A 21,181-nucleotide genomic window follows, 5' to 3' on the forward strand; every position below is an offset into this window, starting at 1 on the left:
GTCCGCACCGCGGCCGCCGGTGCGGACGGCCGCGGCCCCGACGGCGCTCAGCCGGCCACCCGCCGCGCGGCGACCTGGTGGATGCCCGTGCCGGCGAACAGCGGTTCCTGCTCGGCGACCACGGTGAAGCCATGGCCGCGGAGCAGTGTGACGACCTCCTCGAGCGCGCCGTCGATGTCGTGGACCTCCGCGACGACCTGGCGGATACGGGGCCAGTCGGTGTCCTCGAGGCCGGCGAAGACCTGCCGTTCGCTCTTCTCCACGTCGACCTTCAGCAGGCCGATGGCCTCGATGCCGCGCTCCGCGATGACGTCGGAGAGCCGGACCACAGGGGTTTCGATCTCCTCGCTGACGTCGGGCAGTTGCGCGAGCATGGTGTCGACGTCCTCGGCGGTGTAGCCGCCGTTGAGGCCGAGCGTGCGCAACAGCTCCGTCCGGGCCGCGGCATCCGCGTGGAAACCGGACATCAGCGTGGCGTCGGGATAGAAGGTCATCTTCCGGGTGCCGGAGCTGTCGGAGACCGCGCACTGGTCCGCCTGGCCCGGGATGCCGTGCCGCGTCACGTTCGCCCGCAGCGCCGCGAACGGCACGGGCGCGGGCTCGAAGGCGTGCACGGTCACACCAGGACATTCCAGATGCGCGAAAAGCGTGAACATGCCGATGTTCGCGCCGACGTCGAACACCACGTCCCCCGGGCGCAGGTCGACACCGTGGCGCAGGTAGCAGCGCTGGGTGAAGATCTCCCGGTAGAGGAACTGCGCCTCGCCCGCGTTGATGTGCGCGACCGTCGTCCCGTTCGGCAACCGCAACGTCTCCACCGGGTGACTCATGCCGCCCCCCAGGTGACCCGCAGCTCGGCCGGGCTGAACAGCCCGAGCCCCTCGTTCATCGGCACATCGCCGGCCAGCCGGACGTCCGGGAAACGCTCGAACAACCGCAGGCAGGCGACCTTGATGAGCACCCGGGCGATGTGCTGGCCGGGACACTTGTGAATGCCGTGGCCGAACGCGAAGTTGCCCTCCAGCGGGCGCGTCACATCGAAGGTGTCGGGCTGCGGGAACACCTCGGGGTCGCGGTTGGCCGTCGAGTAGAGAGGGATCACGTTGTCGCCCGCACGGATGCGCACGCCCCGCACATCGACGTCCTCGACACAGACGCGCGGCACCCCCATCTGGTTGACGGGCAGGAAACGCAGCATCTCCTCGACCGCGTTGTCGGCCAGCTCCGGGCGCGCGCGCAGCGCCGCCTGCTGCTCGGGGTGGCTGAGCAGTGCGTAGAGGCAGTAGCCGACCATCTGCTGCACCGAGTCGTGGCCGGCGAACAGCAGCGTCGCGAACACGCCCGTCGCCTCGTCGTCGCTGAGCGAGATCTCGCCGTCGTCGGCCGAGGCGAGCCGGTGCAGCAGGTCCTCGCCCCGCTCGTCACGCTTTGCGCGGACCAGCCGCAGCGCGTGACCGAAGAAGTCGTCGGTCAGCGTCTTGACGCTGTCCAGATCGGCCGAGCCGGTGATGTCGCGCATCCGTGCCTCCAGCACGGCCCCCTCCTCAGGGGTGAGCCCGTACAGCGCGTTGATGACGAGGGAGGGCAGCCGCTTGGCGTACCCGGGGATGAGGTCGGTGCCGGGTCCCGCGGCCTCGATGTCGTCCAGGCAGGCGTCGGCGGCCTCGGCGACGAAGTCCTCCCGCTTGCGCGCCGCGCGCAGTGTGAAGTCCCCCGCGATCTTCTGCCGGTAGCGGTTGTGCTCCGGCGAGTCCATCCCGGAGAACCAGCCGGGCCGCCGGTCGGGCAGCATCTCGGACGGCGCGGCCGAGCTGAACCGCGGATCGTTGGTGACCAGCTTGACGTCCTCGGCGGCGGCGACCAGCCAGTGCTTGACGCCGAACAGGTCGAACGAACCCACCGTGCCGCTCTCCAGGATGGCGCGGTGACCGTCCTGGATCGCGAATGGGCAGCGGCCGGCGGGCGGCGTTCCCTCGTGCGTATCGGTGCTCATCGGTAGTCCTTCCAGGTATGGGCGAGCTTGTCGAGCAGATCGGCGATGGCCGCGCGCTCCGGGGCCGGCGTCGCCGCGATGTCCGCGGCGTCGAGCGACTCCATCTCCTCCAGGAGCGAGAGCACGGTGGGCGCGTCGTCGTCCTCGCCGGCCTCGATCCGGTCCTGGCCGGCCTCGATCCGGTCCTGGAGGAACGCGGTGAGCGCGGCCGGGGTGTCGTGGTCGAACAGGACGGCCGCCGGCAGGTCCAGCCCGGTTGCCGAGGCGAGCTGGTTGCGCAGCCGCTGCACCGCCAGTGAGTCGAAACCGAGCGCGAAGAACGTCGCTTCCGCATCGACGTCGGCGGGGTCCGTGACGCCGAGCAGCGCCGCGGTGCGCCGACGGACGATCTCGGCGACGGTGAGGTCCTCCGGCTCGGACTCCGCCGGGCCCCCGGTGTCCGCCACGGTGGCCGGCGCCCCCGCCACGGCCGGGGCCAGCCAGTAGGAGCGGTGCTGGAACGCGTACACGGGGAGGTCCACTGGCCGGCCACCGGCCAGTACCGCGGCCAGGTCGACCGGGACGCCGTGGGCGTGCAGCTCGGCGAGGGCGGTCAGCGCCGCGGTCTCCTCGCTGGTCCGGGCGCGCAGCACCGCGTGGTAGGTCCCGGCGTCCTCCCCGGCGCTCTCCGCCGCGGCCGACGCCAGGGAGCCGGACGGGCCGACGGCCACGAACGTGGTGACGCCGCGGTCGGCCAGCTCCCGGACGGCATCCGAGAACAGCACCGTCCGACGCGCATGGCGCAGCCAGTGCGCGGGCGTTATGAGGTCGTCCGCGGCGTCCCGGCCCGTCGTCGTGGACACCACCGGCAGCCGCGCCGCGCCGAACGCGAGCGACTCCAGCACCGTACGGAAGCCGTCGAGCGCACCGTCGACGTGCCGGGAGTGGAACGCGTGCCCGACGTCGAGCCGTTTCGTGCGCCGCCCGGCCGCCGACCACTCCCGTTCGAACGCCGCCACGTCGTCCGGCGAACCGGCGAGCACCACGGCGGACGGGCCGTTGACCGCGGCGATGTCCAGATCCGTGCGGGCGCCGACCTCCGCCGGGCTTCCGTCGACCGCGATCATCGCCCCGGGCGGCAGCGCCCGCAGCGCCCGCCCCCGGGCCACGATCAACTCCGTCGCGTCCGCCAGGGTGAGCACCCCCGCCGCGTACGCCGCGGTCACCTCGCCGACGGAGTGCCCGACGAGCACGTCCGGCCGCACCCCCCAGTGCTCCAGCAGCCGCAGCAGCGCCACTTCGAGCGTGAACAGGCCGGCCTGGGCGTACAGGGTGTCATGGGCGAGAGCGCCGTGTTCGCCGTGGTAGACGTCCGTGGGGGAGTGCTTGAGGTGCTTGCCGAACGCGTCGGAGACCTCGTCCCACGCGGCGGCGAAGACGGGGAACCGCCGGTGGAGATCGCGCCCCATTCCGGCGCGCTGGGCGCCCTGGCCGTCGAAGAGGAAGGCGACGCGCCGCTCCTGAGCGGTCCCGGTGACGACTCCGGGCGCCTCCGCGCCGTCCGCGAGGCCGTCGAGCGCGGCACGGAATCCGTCCGGGGTGGTGGCGACGACCGCGGCACGGTGGGCGAACTGGGCGCGGCTGGTGGCCAGCGCGTACCCGATGTCCAACGGATCCGCGTCCGGTGCCACCGCGAGGTGGTCGCGCAGCCGGGCCGCCTGGGCCCGCAGCGCGTCCGGAGTCCGCGCGGAGAGCACCCACGGCAGCGGCTGGGACTCCTCGCGGGGCGGCCGGGGCGGCTGGGACGCCACGGGCGCCGGACGGTGCTGTTCCAGGATGACGTGCGCGTTCGTCCCGCTGAGCCCGAACGCGGAGACGGCCGCCCGGCGCGGACGCGCGTCGTCCGGCCAGGGCCGGTTGGAGCCGAGCAGGGACACCTGTCCGGTGCTCCAGTCGACGGCGGGCGAGGGCTCCTCCACATGCAGTGTCCGCGGCATCGTGCCCGCGCCGATCGCCTGCACCATCTTGATGACGCCCGCGACACCGGCCGCGGCCGTGGCATGTCCGATGTTCGACTTCAGCGAGCCCAGCCAGACCGGTGCCGGACGGTTCTGCCCGTACGTCGCGAGCAGCGCGTCCGCCTCGACCGGGTCGCCGAGCCGGGTGCCGGTGCCGTGCCCCTCGACGACGTCCACGTCGGCGCCGGTCAGCCCGGCCGCGGCGAGCGCCTTCCGGATGACCCGCTGCTGCGAGAGTCCGTTCGGCGCGGTGAGGCCGTTGGAGGCGCCGTCGGACGTGACGGCGCTGCCGCGGACGACGGCGAGCACGGTGTGCCCGAGCCGCTCGGCGTCGGAGAGCCGTTCCAGTACGAGCACGCCCACGCCCTCGGACCACGTCGTGCCGTCCGCGCCCGCGCCGAACGACTTGCAGCGCCCGTCGGCCGCGAGCCCGCGCTGGCGGGAGAACTCCACGAACGCGGCCGGCGAACTCAGTACGGAGACCCCTCCGGCCAGAGCGAGTTCGCACTCGCCCAGGCGCAGCCCCTGGCACGCCAGGTGCAGCGCGACCAGAGACGACGAGCACGCCGTGTCCACGGTGACCGCCGGGCCCTCCAGCCCGAGCACGTACGCCAGCCGTCCGGACAGCAGGCTCGTGGAACCACCGGTGATCGCGTTGCCCTCGGTGTCCTCGGCGCCCAGCCCGTAGCCCTGCGCGGCCGCACCGACGTAGACGCCGACCTCCCGGCCGCGGAGCGACGCCGGACTGATCCGGCCGCGCTCGATCGCCTCCCACGCCGTTTCGAGCAGCAGGCGTTGCTGCGGGTCCATGCCGAGCGCTTCGCGCGGGCTGATGTCGAAGAACGCCGCGTCGAACTCCGCCGCCCCGTCCAGGTAACCGCCCCGCAGGTTGTACGCCTTGCCGGCCGCGTCCGGGTCCGCGTCGTACAGCGCGTCGACGTCCCAGCCGCGGTCGTCAGGAGGCGTGGTGATCGCGTCGGTGCCGGACTCGACGAGCCGCCACAGGTCCTCGGGCGACGTCACACCACCGGGCAGCCGGCACGCCATCGCCACGATGGCGATCGGCTCGTCCTGGTCCCGCGCGGCCGCCACGGGAGCGGCCGTCACCGCGGGCAGGGACTCCCCGGCGATCCGGGCGGTGGGAGCGTCGATCAGTTCGAGCAGGTGGGCGGTGAGCGCCTCCGCCGTCGGGTGGCTGAACACCAGCGTCGTCGGCAGCCGCAGCCCCGTCTCGGCCGCGAGCCGATTGCGCAGGTCGACCGCGGTCAGCGAGTCGAAACCGAGCTCGCGGAACGGCCGGTCCGCCGCCACGCGGTCGCCCAGCCCGTACGCGAGGACCGCGGCCGCGTGGCGGAGCACGACCTCCTGCATGATGCGCCGCTGCTCGGCGGCGGTACGCCCGGCGAGACGCACGGCCAGGGGCTCTTCGCCGGCGTTGCGGGCGACCGTGCGCGCCGGCCCGGCCCGGTGCGCGGCCAGACCGCGGAGCAACGGTGCGACGGGGCCGTCGAGCTGGGTGAGGTCGACGGTCGTCGCGACGACGACCGGTTCCGGGGTACGCGTCGCCGCGTCGAACAGCCGCATGCCGTCCGCGGCGCTCAACGGCGGGAATCCGCTGCGCCGGATGCGCTGGCGGTCCGCGTCGGTGAGTTTCGCGGTGAGCGCGCTGACGTCCGCCCACATGCCCCACGCGAGGGACTGCGCGGGCAGTCCTTGCGTACGGCGGTGTTCGGCGAGCGCGTCGAGGAACGCGTTCGCCGCGACGTAGTTGCCCTGCCCCGGGCTGCCCATGAGGCCGGCGACCGCGGAGTAGACGACGAACGCGGCGAGGTCGGTGTCGCGGGTGAGCCGGTGCAGGTGCCAGGCGGCGTCGGCCTTGGGTTTGAGGACGGTGTCGATGCGGTCGGGGGTGAGGTTGTCGAGCAGGGCGTCGTCGAGGGTTCCGGCGGTGTGGAAGACGGCGGTGAGGGGTTGGGGGATGCGGGCGAGGGTGGTGGCGAGTTGGTGGGGGTCGCCGACGTCGCAGGGGAGGTGGGTGCCGGGGGTGGTGTCGGGGGGTGGGGTGCGGGAGAGCAGGTAGGTGTGGGGGTGGTTCAGGTGGCGGGCGAGGATGCCGGCGAGGGTGCCGGAGCCGCCGGTGATGACGACGGCCCCCTCGGGGTCCAGCGGCCGCGGGATCGTCAGCACCAGCTTGCCGGTGTGACGCCCGCTGCTCATCCAGCCGAACGCCTCCCGTGCCTGCCGCACGTCCCAGGCGTGGACCGGCAGCGGGTGCAGCACGTCGCGCGCGAACAGGCCGAGCAGCTCGACGATGATCCGCTGCATCCGGTCGGGGCCGGCGTCCATCAGGTCGAACGGCTGCTGGACGGCGTGGCGGATGTCGGTCTTGCCCATCTCGATGAACCGGCCGCCCGGCGCGAGCAGGCCGACGGACGCGTCGAGGAGTTCACCGGTGAGCGAGTTGAGCACGACATCGACCGGCGGGAACGCGTCGGCGAACGCGGTGCTGCGGGAATCGGCCAGATGCGCTCCGTCCAGGTCCACCAGATGGCGCTTCGCGGCGCTGGTGGTGGCGTACACCTCCGCGCCCAGATGCCGCGCGATCTGGACGGCCGCCGCGCCGACGCCGGTCGCCGCCGCGTGGATCAGGACCTTCTCTCCGGGGCGCAGCCCGGCCAGGTCGACCAGGCCGTACCACGCGGTCGCGAACGCGGTCATCACGGACGCCGCCTGCGGGAACGTCCAGCCGTCCGGCATCCGGCCGAGCAGCCGCCGGTCGGTGATCGCGACTGGTCCGAAGGCGCCCGCGAGCATCCCCAGGACCCGGTCGCCGGGCGCCAGGTCGTGCACACCGGGGCCGGTCTCCAGGACGACACCCGCGGCCTCGCTGCCGAGCGGACGCTCATCGGCGACCACGCCGAGCGCGACCGTGACATCCCGGAAGTTCAGGCCCGCCGCGCGTACCGCGATCCGCACCTCGCCGGCCGCGAGCGGCCGGTCCGGGGCGTCGGTGCGGACGACGGCGAGGTCGTCGAGGGAACCGGTGGCGGACGGCCGCAGCTGCCACGACCCGGTGTCCGGGAGCGTCAGGGACGGTGTGGCCCGCATCAGCCGGGCTGCCTCGAAGAGGCCGTCGCGCAGCCGCACATGGGGCTCGCCGAGTGCCGCGATCGCGTCGCGCTTCGCGCCGTCCAGGACCTCTGACGGGTCCGTTTCGACGAGGAAGAAGCGGCCGGGCTGCTCGTTCTGAGCGGTGCGGACCAGTCCTGCGGCCGCCTTGGCGGCGAGGCCACCGGTCACCTGGAAGATCACCGGCCGGTCGGCCCGGAGCAGCGCGTCGAGAACACGGGTCGTCAGGTCCCGGGTCTCCCCGAGCGGGTCGGCGTCGTCGCCGCGCAGCGTCAGCACGTCCGCGTCGGACGGACCGGCCCCGGCAGGTACGGGCACCGGGGCCCACCCGACCCGCAGCATCGGATCGGCGGGCGCGAGGTCCGCTTCCGGGGACCGGGTCACGAGCGCGTCGATCGTCGCGACGGGACGGTTCCCGCTGTCCGCGGCATGCAGCCGGAGGCCGTCCGGGCCCGGTACGACCGCCACCCGCAGCATGGTCGCGCCCGTCGCGTGGAACCGGACGCCGTGCCAGGAGAACGGCAGTTGCACGCTCTGCTCGCCGTCCGATTCCAGCATGAGCAGGCTGCCGCTCTGCAAGGCCGCGTCGAGCAGCGCCGGGTGCATGCCGAAACCGTCCGCGTCGGCGGCACGGTCCTCGGGGAGCGCGACCTCGGCATACACGGTGTCACCATCACGCCAGGCAGCCCGCATTCCGCGGAACATGGGTCCGAACCGGTAGCCCAGCGCGTCCAGGCGCGAGTAGAACTCCGAGGTGTCGACGGCCGCGGCCGTGGCCGGTGGCCACTGCGAGAACGGCTCCGCACCGACAACACCGGAAGCGTTGGGGGTGTCGGGGGTCAGGGTGCCGCTGGCGTGCCGGGTCCAGCTGCCGGTGCCTTCGGTGCGCGCGTGGACGGTCACCGGCCGCCGTCCGGCCTCATCGGCCCCTTCCACCGTCACCGACACATCCACGGCTTCGGTCACCGGCACCACGAGCGGGGTCTCGATGACCAGCTCATCCACCACCCCGCAACCGGTCTCGTCACCGGCCCGGATGACCAGCTCCACAAACGCCGTACCCGGCAGCAGAACCGTGCCCCGCACCGCATGATCAGCCAGCCAGGGATGCGTACGCAACGAGATCCGGCCGGTGAGAACAACACCACCATCGTCGGCGGGCAGCGCTGTGACAGCGGCCAGCATCGGATGCGCCGCCCCCGTCAGCCCCGCCGCGGACAGATCCGTGGCACCGGCCGCCTCCAGCCAGTACCGCCTGTGCTCGAACGCGTAGGTCGGCAGATCCAGCAGCCGTCCCGGCACCGGTTCGACCACCGTGTCCCAGTCCACCGCCGCGCCCAGGGTCCACGCCTGCGCCAACGCTGTCAGCCACCGCTCCCAGCCGCCGTCACCGGTGCGCAACGACGCGACCGTGTGGGCCTGTTCCATCGCCGGCAGCAGCACCGGATGGGCACTGCACTCCACGAACACCGACCCGTCCAACTCCGCCACCGCCGCATCCAGCGCCACCGGACGACGCAGATTCCGGTACCAGTACCCCTCATCCACTGGCTCCGTCACCCAGGCGCTGTCCACCGTGGACCACCACGCCACCGACCCAGTCCCGCCGGAAATCCCCTCCAGCACCTCGGCCAACTCGTCCTCGATAGCCTCCACATGAGGCGTGTGGGAGGCGTAGTCGACCGCGATACGACGCACCCGCACCCCATCGGCCTCATACCGCGCCACCACCTCCTCCACCGCCGACGGCTCACCCGCCACCACCGTCGAAGACGGACCATTACGCGCCGCGATCCACACACCCTCGACCAGACCCACTTCACCGGCCGGCAGCGCCACCGAAGCCATCGCTCCCCGGCCGGCCAGCCGCGCCGCGATCACCTGACTGCGCAACGCCACCACACGGGCGGCGTCCTCAAGGCTGAGGGCTCCGGCCACGCACGCCGCCGCGATCTCGCCCTGGGAGTGTCCGATCACCGCGTCCGGCACGACCCCGTGGGCCTGCCACAGCGCGGCCAGGCTCACCGCGACCGCCCAGCTGGCCGGCTGGACCACCTCCACCCGCTCCGCCACATCCGGCCGTGACAGCATCTCCCGCACATCCCAGCCCGTGTGGGGCAGCAACGCCTGAGCGCACTCCTCCATACGCGCGGCGAACACCGCGGAGCGGGCCATGAGTTCCACGCCCATGCCGACCCACTGGGCGCCCTGGCCGGGGAAGACGAACACGGTGCGCGGCTGGTCCACCGCCACGCCCGTCACCCGGGCATCGCCCAGCAGCACCGTACGGTGACCGAAGACAGCACGCTCACGCACCAGCCCCTGTGCGACCGCGGCCACATCCACACCACCCCCGCGCAGATACCCCTCCAGCCGCTCCACCTGCCCCCGCAGACTCACCTCACTCCGAGCCGACACCGGCAACGGCACCAACCCGTCAACAACCGACTCCACGACAGACGGCCCGGGAACACCCTCAAGGATGACGTGGGCGTTCGTACCGCTGATACCGAGCGACGACACGCCCGCGCGGCGCGGGCGTCCCGCGTCGGGCCACGGCCTCGCGTCGGTGAGCAGTTCCACCGCGCCCTCGGTCCAGTCCACATGCGAGGACGGCTCGTCCACGTGCAGCGTCTTCGGCGCGATCCCGTGGCGCATCGCCATGACCATCTTGATGACGCCGGCGACACCGGCGGTGGTCTGGGTGTGTCCGATGTTCGACTTGACCGAACCGAGGTAGAGCGGTGTGTCGCGGTCCTGGCCGTAGGTCGCGATGATGGCCTGTGCCTCGATCGGGTCGCCCAGCGGGGTTCCGGTGCCGTGGGCCTCCACCACGTCCACGTCGGCGGGGGCGAGCCCCGCCTTGTCGAGGGCCTGGCGGATGACGCGCTGCTGGGAGGGGCCGTTGGGTGCGGAGATGCCGTTGGAGGCGCCGTCCTGGTTGACGGCGGAGGAGCGGACGACCGCGAGGACGGTGTGTCCGTTGCGCTCGGCGTCGGAGAGCCGCTCCAGCACCAGAACGCCGGCGCCCTCCGAGAAGCTCGTGCCGTCGGCGCCTTCCGCGAAGGCCTTGGCACGGCCGTCGGGGGCGAGTCCCCGCTGGCGGCAGAACTCGACGTAGCCCAGCGGGGTGGGCATCACCGTGACACCGCCGGCGAGCGCCAGCGAGCATTCTCCGGTCCGCAGCGCCTGTGCCGCCTGGTGCAGGGCGACCAGCGACGACGAGCACGCCGTGTCGACCGTGACGGCCGGACCCTCCATGCCGAAGAAGTACGACAACCGGCCGGAGAGCACGCTGTTCTGGGTGGCCGTGGCGCCGAACCCGCCCAGGTCGACGCCGGCGCCGTACCCATGGGAGAACGCGCCCATGAACACGCCGGTGTCGCTGCCGCGCAGCGTGTCCGGCACGATGCCCGCGTTCTCGAACGCCTCCCAGGAGGTTTCGAGGATGACGCGCTGCTGCGGGTCCATGGCCCGTGCCTCGCGCGGGCTGATGCCGAAGAACGCGGCATCGAAGCCGGCGGCCTCGGCCAGGAAGCCGCCGTGCCGGACGTAGGTCTTGCCGGGGGCATCCGGGTCCGGGTCGAACAGCCGGTCGATGTCCCAGCCGCGGTCGGTGGGGAACTCGGTGATCGCGTCGGTGCCGGACGCCACGAGCTGCCACAGGTCCTCCGGCGAGGCGACCCCGCCGGGCAGTCGGCACGCCATGCCGACGATCGCGAGTGGCTCGTCGTGGTGGGTCCGTGCCGTCCGCGCGGGCGTGGGCACGGCCGTGCCGAACAGATCGGTGCGGAGCTTGGCGGCGAGGACCCGAGGTGTCGGGTGGTCGAACACCAGCGTGGCACTCAGCCGCAGCCCGGTCGCCTCCGCGAGCCGGTTGCGCAGCTCGATCGCGGTGAGCGAGTCGATGCCGAGGTCCTTGAACGTCGTGGTCGGCGCGATCTCGGAGGCGTCGGCGTGGCCGAGCACGGCGGCCGTGGCGTCCGAGACGAGGGTGACCAGCGCCGCGCCGCGGTCGGCGTCGGGCAGCTCGGCGAGCCGCTGGGCGAACGTCTGCCCGGCACGGGCGACGCGCCGCGCGCTCCTGCGCAGGCCGCTCAGGATGGGCGGTACGGAGCCGGTCATCGGCTGTGCCGGGTCCATCGCGGCGGCCATGACGAAGTCCTCGCCGGAGCCGACCGCCGCCTCGTACAGGCGCATGCCCTCGTCGTCCGTGATCGGGAGGAAACCGCCGCGGCGGATGCGGTCCCGGTCGGCGTCGCTGAGTTGTCCGGTGAGGGTGCTGGTGGTGTGCCACATGCCCCAGGCGATGGAGGTGGCGGGTTGGCCGAGGGTGTGGCGGTGGGTGGCGAGGGCGTCGAGGAAGGCGTTGGCGGCGGCGTAGTTTCCTTGTCCGGGGCTGCCGAGGACGGCGGCGGCGCTGGAGTAGAGGACGAAGTGGGTGAGGGGTTGGTTTTGGGTGAGGTGGTGCAGGTGCCAGGCGGCGTTGGCTTTGGGGTGGAGGACGGTGGTGAGGCGGTCGGGGGTGAGGGCGTCGATGATGCCGTCGTCGAGGGTGGCGGCGGTGTGGAAGATGGCGGTGAGGGGTTGGGGGATGTGGGCGAGGGTGGTGGCGAGTTGGTGGGGGTCGCCGACGTCGCAGGGGAGGTGGGTGCCGGGGGTGGTGTCGGGGGGTGGGGTGCGGGAGAGGAGGTAGGTGTGGGGGTGGTTCAGGTGGCGGGCGAGGATGCCGGCGAGGGTGCCGGAGCCGCCGGTGATGATGATGGCGTGTTCGGGGTTGAGGGGGGTGGTGGTGGGTGGGGTGGTGGTGTGGTGGGGGGTGAGGTGGGGGTGGTGGAGGGTGTGGTGGGTGAGGCGGAGGTGGGGGTGGTCGAGGGTGGCGAGTTGGGCCAGGGGGAGGGGGGTGTGGGGGTGGTCGGTTTCGATGAGGCGGATGCGGTGGGGGTGTTCGTTCTGGGCGGTGCGGGTGAGGCCGGTGACGGTGGCGCCGGCGGGGTCGGTGGTGGTGTGGACGATGAGGGTGTGGTCGGTGGTGGTGAGGTGGTGTTGCAGGGCGGTCAGGACGCGGGTGGCGCGGGTGTGGGCGCGGGTGGGTATGTCCTCGGGGTCGTCGGGGTGGGCGGCGGTGATCAGGACATGTCCCTCGGGCAGGTCACCGTCGTAGACCGCCTCGGCGACCGCGAGCCACTCCAACCGGAGCAGGCCGTCCGACTCCTCGGAACCGGACGTTGACGCCACCTCCCGCAGCGTCACCGCCTCCGCGGTGAGCACCGGCAGGCCGGCGCCGTCGAAGGCGGCGAGTCCCATGGCTCCGTCGGTGCGCCGGGTGAGGCAGGCGCGCAGTACGGTGGCGTCCGACGCGTGCACCGTCAGGTCGCGCCATCCGGCCGGCTGGCGGCTTCCGTCGCCGACCGCGGAGAAGACCGCGTCGAGCAGGTCGGGGTGCACCACGAAACCGTCCGGTCCGTCCACATCGGCCTCGGCGAAGACCTGGTCCCCCCGGCGCCACACACCCGGCAGCCCGTCCGCGGGCACCGCGCCCGGTGGGGGCCACTCGGTGCCGGCCGCATCGGGCAGGGCCGTGCCATGGGGGCGCAGCACCCCCTCGGCGTGCAGCGTCCACGGGGCGTCGCCGGTGCGGGTGTGCACGGTGAACCGGCGCCGGCCGTCGTCCGCCGGCTCGTCGACCCAGGTCTGTACGGTCGTCCGGCCATGGCCCGGCCGGCTGGGCACGGAGGCGATGGCGAGCCGCTCGACCGTGGCGCAGTCGACCGCGTCCGCGGCGGCCAGCGCCAGCTCGGCGACGAACACCGCGCGGTCCGCACCGGTCGGCACGGAACCCGTGAACACCCGGCCCGGCGACCCGGCGAGGGCGATACCGGAGCCCAGCACGGGGTGGCCCGCGTCGGATGCGGCCGGGCGCGCCGACTCGATCCAGTAGTGCCGCCGTTGGAACGCGTACGCGGGCACATCCGCGTCGTGCCGTGACCCACCCCCGAGGATGCGGGGCCAGTCGAGCGTGGCACCGCGCGCGTAGAGGTGCGCGAGCGCGGTGTGCAGCGCGTGCACCTCGTCCGCGGTGCCGTTCTGCAGCGGAATCCCGTCGACGAGCGGGGAGAGGTCCTGGGCGGGGCCGATCTCCACGAACACGGCGTCCGGGTACTGCTGCGTGTGGGCGTGGAACAGCACGGGCTTGCGGACCTGCTCGGCCCAGTACTCGGCGGTGGTGGGGTCGTTCGGAATGGAGGTGTGGGGAGGGTTGTAGCGGAGCCCGCGGGTGGTGGCGAGCAGCTCGGCGGCCACGGGCTCCATGTGCGCGGAGTGCCCGGCGTGCGGGGCGGGCAGGCGGTGGTGGATGCCGAGCTGCCCGGCGACGGTGAGCACGGCGTCCTCGTCCCCGGACAGCACGAGGGAGTGGGGCCCGTTGACGGCGGCGATCTCCACGCCCGGCCGCAACGCCTGGCGTGCCTTCTCTTCGCTGGTCAGGACGGTGACCATGGCACCGGGTGGCGGGAGCGTGTGCATGAGGCGGGCGCGCGTGGTGATCAGGGTGCACGCGTCGTCCAGCGACAGGATGCCGGCGGCGTGCGCCGCGGTGATCTCGCCCAGCGAGTGGCCGATGACCGCGTGCGGGGTGATGCCCCAGGACCGCAGGAGGGCGGTGAACGCCGCCTGGTGGGCGAAGAGCACATGCTGGCTGTGCGTGGGGTCGTGGGGGTCGGGGTCGTCAAGGCGGCGGAGCGCTTCATGCCAGGCGTCGGCGAACACCGGATGGGCGGCGGCGAGCTGCTCGCCCATCGCGGGATGCTGGGTGCCCTGGCCGGAGTAGACGAAGACGAGTTCGTCGGGCCGGTCCGCGGGGGGTGTGGTGATGACGGTGTCACCGAGCAGCACGGCGCGGTGGGCGAAGTGCGTGCGCCGGGCCAGCGTCTGTGCCACGGCCACCCGGTCGACGTCCGGGGTGGTGTCCAGGTAGCCGCGCAGTCGGCGGATCTGCTCGTCGAGCGCTTCCGGTGAGCGTGCCGACACCAGCAGGGGAAGGTCACCGGCCGGCGATGCCGCGGGCGTCTCCGTTACCGGTCCGGCCTCCAGGATGACGTGGGCGTTGGTGCCGCTCACCCCGAACGAGGAGACGGCGGCACGCCGTGGCCGGTCGGTCTCGGGCCACGGCCGGGCCGACGTCAGCAGTTCGACGGCGCCGGCCGTCCAGTCGACGTGCGGCGACGGCTCGTCGGCGTGCAGCGTCGGCGGCAGCTCCCCGTGCCGGAGGGCCTGCACCATCTTGATGATGCCGGCGACGCCGGACGCGGCCTGGGCGTGGCCGATGTTGGACTTCAGCGAGCCCAGCAGCAGGGGGGTGGCGCGCTCCTGTCCGTAGGTGGCCAGTACCGCCTGCGCCTCGATGGGGTCGCCCAGCCTGGTGCCGGTGCCGTGGGCCTCGACGGCGTCCACGTCCGCCGGGGTGAGTCCGGCGTTGGCCAGGGCCTGCCGGATCACCCGTTCCTGCGAGGGCCCGTTCGGCGCCGACAGCCCGTTGGAGGCACCGTCCTGGTTGACCGCCGAACCCCGGACGACCGCCAGGACGGTGTGGCCGTTGCGTTCGGCGTCGGAGAGCCTCTCGACGATCAGCACACCGGCACCCTCGGCGAAGCTCGTGCCGTCCGCACCCGCGCCGAACGCCTTCGCCCGGCCGTCCGGCGCGAGGCCGCGCTGCCGGGAGAACTCCACGAAGCCGCCGGGAGACGCCATGACCGTGACGCCGCCGACCAGGGCGAGCGAGCATTCGCCGGAGCGCAGCGACTGTCCGGCCTGGTGCAGCGCCACCAGCGACGACGAACACGCCGTGTCGACGGTGACCGCCGGGCCCTCCAGACCGTAGAAGTACGACAGCCGGCCGGAGAGCACACTGGTCTGCGAGCCGGTCGCGCCGAAGCCGTCGGTGTCCGCACCGGTGCCGTAACCGTAGGAGAAGGCGCCGACGAACACGCCGGTGTCGCTGCCGCGGGTCGAGTCCGGGGTGATGCCGGCGCTTTCGAACGCCTCCCACGACGTCTCCAGGAGCACCCGTTGCTGCGGGTCCATCGCGAGGGCCTCGCGCGGGCTGATGCCGAAGAACGCCGCGTCGAAGCCTGTCGCGCCGGTGAGGAAGCCGCCGTGCCGGACGAAGGTCTTGCCGATCGCGTCGGGGTCCGGGTCGTAGATCGCGTCGACGTCCCAGCCGCGGTCCGTCGGGAACTCCGTGATGGCGTCGGTGCCGGACGCCACGAGGTGCCACAGCTCCTCGGGTGACGCCACCCCGCCGGGCAGCCGGCAGGCCATCCCCACGATCGCCAGCGGCTCGTCGTGCGCACCGGCCGTGGCCGCGGTCCGGGGCACGACGGGCGCGCGGGTGCCGGTCAGTTCGTCGCCGAGCTTCCCGGCGAGCACGTGTGGGGTCGGGAAGTCGAAGACCGCCGTGGCGTTCAGCCGCACACCGGTCGCCTCGGTGAGGGCGTTGCGCAGCTGGACCGCGGTGAGCGAGTCGATGCCGAGGTCCTTGAACGCCGCCGTCGCGGGGATGTCCTCGCCACCCACGTGGCCGAGCACGGCGGCGGTGCTCTCCCGGACGAGCGTCAACAGCGCTTCGGCGAGCTCGTCGCCGGTCAGCGCGGCGAGCCGGTCGGCGGACGAACGCTCCCGGACGGCGGCCCGCCGGACGGTCGTCCGCCGCAGGCCGCGCAGCAGCGGCACGTCCGGCGCGTCGTCGAGCGCCGCCGCGACCACCACGGGACTTCCGGTGCGGCCGGCCGCCTCGTACAGGTGCATGCCCTGTTGCGCGGTGATGGCCCGGAAACCGCTGCGCCGCATCCGGTCCCGGTCGGCTTCGCCGAGCGCCGCGGTGAGCCCGCTCACGTCCTCCCAGAGCCCCCAGGCGATGGAGAGGGCCGGCAGCCCGGAACCGTGGCGCAGCTCGGCGAGCGCGTCGAGGAACGCGTTCGCGGCGACGTAGTTGCCCTGGCCGGCGTTGCCGAGCACGCCGGCGGCCGACGAGTAGAGCACGAACGCGGCGAGGTCCTGCTCCTTCGTCAGCTCGTGCAGGTACCAGGCGCCGTCGGCCTTCGGGCGCAACACCGTGTCGAAACGCTCGGGGGTGAGCGATGCGACGGTGCCGTCGTCCAGCGCACCGGCGAGGTGCACCACGGCGGTGATCGGCCGGTCCACCCGCCCAAGGGCCGCCGCCAGCTGGTCCCGGTCACCGACGTCGCAGGGCAGGTGGACGCCGGGCGTCCCCTCGGGCGGTGCCGTCCGGGACAGCAGGTAGACATGCCGTTCGCGCAGGTGGCGGGCGAGGATGCCGGCGAGCGTGCCGGAGCCGCCGGTGATGACGACGGCGCCCTCCGGGTCGAGCGGCCGGGGCAGCGTCAGGACGTTCTTGCCGATGTGACGGGCGCGGCTCATCCAGCCGAGCGCGTCGCGTGCCTGCCGGACGTCCCAGGCACGGACCGGCAGCGGCTCCAGCGCGCCCGCGTCGAACAGCCGGAGCAGTTCGCCCAGGATCTCGCCGATGCGGTCGGCGCCCGCGTCCAGCAGGTCGAACGGCAGGTAGGCGGGGACGATCGCGGCCGGGTCGCGCAGCTCGGTGCGGCCCATCTCGACGAACCGGCCGTCGGCGTCCAGCAGGTCGAGCGACGCGTCGATGAACTCGCCGGTCAGCGCGTTCAGGACGACGTCCATGCGCGGGAAAGCGGTCCGGAACGCGGTCGTCCGAGAGTCGGCGATGTGCGTGTCGGGCAGCCCGGCGGCGCGCAGGACGTGCTGCTTGCCGGTACTGGCGGTGGCGTAGAGCTCGGCGCCCAGGTGGCGGGCGATCTGTGCGGCGGCCATGCCGACACCGCCGGTGGCCGCGTGGACGAGGACCTTCTCGCCGGCGCGCAGCGTGCCGAGGTCGACCAGGCCGTACCACGCGGTCGCGAACACGATGGGGACGGACGCCGCCGTGGTGAAGCTCCAGCCGTCGGGGATCCGGGCCAGCCAGCGCCGGTCGGTGACGGCCGTCGGGCCGATGCCGCCCCGGGTCAGGCCGAACACCCGGTCGCCGGGGGACAGGTCGTCCACGCCGGGCCCGGTCTCCACCACGACGCCCGCGGCCTCGCCGCCCATGGCCGTGGCCCCGGTGTACGTCCCGAGCGCGATCAGCACATCGCGGAAGTTCAGTCCGGCCGCGCGGACGTCGATGCGGACCTCGCCGGCTTCGAGCGCCCGCCGGGGCGTGTCGTCGGCGGTGAGCGCGACGTCGTGCAACGTGCCGGAGGCGGACCGGGTGAGCAGCCAGTCGCCGTCCGGCAGGGACAGCGGGCCGTGCGCGGGGTCGGACACCCGGACCAGCCGCGGCGCGAAGAGCACGCCGTCCCGGACGGCCAGTTGCGGTTCGTCCAGCGCGGCGCACGCGGCGAGCAGCTCCACCGGGGTGTCCGGGGACGCCTCGACGAGCACGACGCGGCCGGGGTTCTCCGCCTGCGCCGAGCGGACCAGGCCCGCGGCGGCGGCAGCGGCCGGGCCGGTGCCGGTCCGTACCACCAAGGTGGTGTCCTCGGCGGCGGACAGGTGGTGCTGGAGCGCGCCGAGGACGCGGGCGGTCAGCTCTCGGGTGGCCGCCGGAACGTCGCCGTCGCCCGGGTCGGCGCCGAGGACCTCCACGCGCGGGTCGTCCGCGGACGGGACGGGCATCGGCAGCTCGGTCCAGACCGGGCGCAGCAGGCCGTCACCGGAGCCTTCCGCGTACGGGCGCGACAGCACGGAACCGACCACGGCCACCAGCTGCCCGTCCGGGCCGGTCATGCGGACGGTGCTGCGCTCGCCGTCGCGGCCGACCGTGACCCGCAGCCGCGTCGCCCCGGCCGCGTGGATGTGGACGTCCTGGAACGAGAACGGCAGTCGGGCCGCCCCGCCGGGTGCGTCGAGCGCGGCCAGCGCGCCGGCCTGGAACGCGGCGTCGAGCAGCGCGGGGTGCAGCGTGAAACGGGCGGCGTCGGCGTTCTGCTCGTCGGGGAGCGCGACCTCGGCGTACACGGTGTCGCCGGCGCGCCAGGCGGCCCGCAGCCCCCGGAAGCCCGGTCCGTAGGAGTACCCGATGTCCTCGAACCGGTCGTAGACGTCGGCGACGTCGACCGGTCCGGCTTCCGTGGGCGGCCAGGGTGCCGGGTCCGCCCCGGCGGCCGGTGCCGGTGCCGGTGCCGTGCCGAGGAATCCGCCGGCGTGGCGGGTCCACAGGCCCGAGCCGTCGGCCCGCGCGTGGACGGTGACCGCCCGCCGCCCCGTGTCGTCGGGTTCGGCGACCTCGACGGAGACCGCCACACCGCCGGTCGCGGGCAGCACGAGCGGCGTCTCGATGACGAGTTCGTGCAGCAGGTCGCAGCCGACCTCGTCGCCGGCGCGCGCCGCGAGTTCGAGGAAGGCCGCGCCGGGCAGGAGCACGGTGCCGTCGACCGCGTGCTCGCCGAGCCACGGATGGGAGGCCAGCGACAGGCGGCCGGTCAGGACGACTCCGCCCGTGCCGGGCAGCGCGACCGCGGCGCCGAGCAGCGGGTGCGCCACCTGCTCCTGTCCCGCGCCGGTCACATCGGCCCGGGAGGTGGGCCGCAGCCAGTAGTCCTTGTGCTGGAACGGATACGTGGGCAGCGTGACGGGCGCGCGGTCCCCGCCGAGGACGAGCGTCCAGTCGATCGCGACGCCGCGGACGTGGAGCTGCGCGAGCGCGGTGTGCAGCGCCCGCACCTCGTCGGGCGTACCGGTCTGGGCGGCAACGCCGTCGACGAGCGGCGAGAGGTCCTGGTTGGGGCCGATCTCGAGGAACGTCGCGCCCGGGTACTGCTCGGTGTGCGCCTGGAAACGTACTTGGTCGCGGACCTGGTGCGCCCAGTATTCGGCGGTGGTGGGGTCGCCGGGGATGGCGGTGTGGGGCTGGTGGTACGTCAGGGTCCGGGCAAGTTCGAGGAGGGGGGCGACGAGCGGCTGCATGCGCTCGGAGTGGCCGGCGTGGCGGGTCGGCAGGCGGTGGTGGATGCCGAGCTGCCGGGCGGCTTCGAGTACGGCCTCCTCGTCCCCGGACAGCACGAGGGAGTGGGGGCCGTTGACGGCGGCGATCTCCACCCCCGGCCGCAGCACCTGGCGTGCCTTTTCCTCGCTGGTCAGGACGGTGACCATCGCGCCGCCCGCCGGAAGTTGGTCCATCAGGCGGGTGCGGGTGGTCAGGAGCGCGCCCGCGTCCCTCAGGGACAGGACACCGGCGGCGTGCGCGGCGGTGATCTCACCGAGGGAGTGGCCGATGACCGCGTGCGGGGTGATGCCCCAGGACCGCAGGAGCGCGGTGAGCGCGGTCTGGTGGGCGAAGTGCGTGGCCGGGCCCTGGGCGGGGTCGAGGTGGTCGAGGGCCTCGCGCCATGCGTCGGCGAACACGGGGTAGGTGGCCGCGAGTTGCCGCCCGGTGTGCGGGTGCAGCGTGCTTTGCCCCGAGTAGACGAAGACCACCGGTCCGCGGCCGGCGTTCGGGCTCACGGTGATGAGCGTGTCGCCGAGCAGCACGGCGCGGTGCTCGAACTGGGTGCGCCGGGCGAGTGTCTGCGCGACGGCGACCCGGTCCGCGCCGGGGTTGTCGTCGAGGAACGCGCGCAGGCGGTGTACCTGTGCGTCGAGTGCCTGCGGGGTGCGTGCCGAGAGCAGCAGTGGCAGCGGTCCGGTGTCGGGTGCGGTGTCGGGTTCGGGGGCCGGTCGGGGGTGGCTTTCGAGGATGATGTGGGCGTTGGTGCCGCTGACGCCGAAGGAGGACACACCGGCGCGCCGTGGGCGGTCGGTTTCGGGCCAGGGGCGGGCGTCGGTGAGGAGTTCGACGGCTCCGGCCGTCCAGTCGACGTGCGAGGACGGCGTGTCCACGTGCAGGGTGCGGGGCAGGGTGCCGTGCCGCATGGCGAGGACCATCTTGATGACACCGGCGACGCCCGCGGCGGCCTGGGTGTGGCCGATGTTGGACTTCAGCGAGCCCAGCAGCAGGGGGGTGTCGCGCCCCTGCCCGTAGGTGGCCAGCACCGCCTGTGCCTCGATGGGGTCGCCCAGCCTGGTGCCGGTGCCGTGGGCCTCGACGGCGTCCACGTCCGCCGGGGTGAGCCCGGCGTTGGCCAGGGCCTGCCGGATCACCCGCTCCTGCGACGGCCCGTTCGGCGCCGACAGCCCGTTGGAGGCACCGTCCTGGTTGACGGCGGAACCCCGGACGACCGCCAGCACGCGGTGGCCGTTGCGCTCGGCGTCGGAGAGCTTCTCGACGATCAGGACGCCGGACCCCTCGGCGAAACCGGTGCCGTCAGCCGCTTCCGCGAACGCCTTGCAGCGCGCGTCGGGGGCCAGGCCGCCCTGCTCGGAGAAGTCCGCGAACCCCGCCGGCGATGCCATCACCGTGACGCCGCCGACCAGCGCGAGCGAGCATTCGCCGGAGCGCAGTGACTGCCCGGCCTGGTGCAGCGCCACCAGCGACGACGAACACGCCGTGTCGACCGTGACCGCCGGACCCTCCAGACCGTAGAAGTACGCGAGGCGGCCGGAGAGCACGCTGGTGTGAATGCTCGTGGTGCCGTAACCGTCGAAGTCGGCGCCGATGCCGTACCCCTGGAAGAACGCGCCGAGGAACACCCCCGTGTCACTGCCCCGCAGTGTCTGCGGATCGATGCCCGCGTGCTCGAACGCCTCCCACGAGGTCTCCAGGGCCAGGCGCTGCTGCGGGTCCATCGCCAGTGCCTCACGCGGGCTGATCCCGAAGAACGCCGCGTCGAAGCCGGCCGCCCCGGTGAGGAAGCCGCCGCGACCGTCGGCGGTGGTCTCCCAGCCCCGGTCCGTGGGGAACGCGGTGATGCCGTCACCACCGGACTCCAGCAACTGCCACAGGTCCTCCGGCGACCCGACCCCGCCGGGCAGCCGGCAGGCCATCCCCACGATCGCCAACGGCTCGCTGTGCGCGGCGAGTTCCGCACGGGTCTTCTGGAGTTCCGCGGTCGCCCAGCGAAGGTACTCGACTGTCTTGTCCTGCTCGGGCATG

3 protein-coding genes are annotated in these 21,181 nt (G+C 73.5%); all 3 read right to left on the bottom strand.

Annotated elements, in window-relative coordinates; translation table 11 throughout:
* Positions 1-47: 47 nt before the first annotated feature.
* The 3 genes from PS467_RS39420 to fkbA are packed head-to-tail and all read right to left on the bottom strand — an operon-like array spanning position 48 to position 21,180.
* Complete coding sequence (locus tag PS467_RS39420; RefSeq protein WP_311039324.1) at positions 48-830, bottom strand: FkbM family methyltransferase; 783 nt, start codon at positions 828-830, stop codon at positions 48-50.
* A complete protein-coding gene (locus PS467_RS39425) occupies positions 827-1,993 on the bottom strand; it encodes a C9 hydroxylase cytochrome P450 (RefSeq protein ID WP_311039325.1) in 1,167 nt (388 codons plus the stop codon). Before PS467_RS39425 ends, PS467_RS39420 begins: the two co-directional genes overlap by 4 nt.
* The gene (gene fkbA, locus PS467_RS39430) at positions 1,990-21,180 is read right to left on the bottom strand and encodes a tacrolimus type I polyketide synthase FkbA (protein WP_311039326.1); all 19,191 of its coding nucleotides are present in this window, start codon (positions 21,178-21,180) and stop codon (positions 1,990-1,992) included. The genes PS467_RS39425 and fkbA overlap by 4 nt, the downstream gene beginning before the upstream one ends.
* Position 21,181 lies beyond the last annotated feature (1 nt).

The sequence above is a fragment of the Streptomyces luomodiensis genome, assembly GCF_031679605.1.
GTDB classification, from domain to species: domain Bacteria; phylum Actinomycetota; class Actinomycetes; order Streptomycetales; family Streptomycetaceae; genus Streptomyces; species Streptomyces luomodiensis.

Excerpts from the sequence above, each read along its gene's own strand:
- PS467_RS39420 (WP_311039324.1), bottom strand. The coding sequence starts at position 830 with ATGAGTCACCCGGTGGAGACGTTGCGGTTGCCGAACGGGACGACGGTC.
- PS467_RS39425 (WP_311039325.1), bottom strand. The coding sequence starts at position 1,993 with ATGAGCACCGATACGCACGAGGGAACGCCGCCCGCCGGCCGCTGCCCA.
- fkbA (WP_311039326.1), bottom strand. The coding sequence starts at position 21,180 with ATGCCCGAGCAGGACAAGACAGTCGAGTACCTTCGCTGGGCGACCGCG.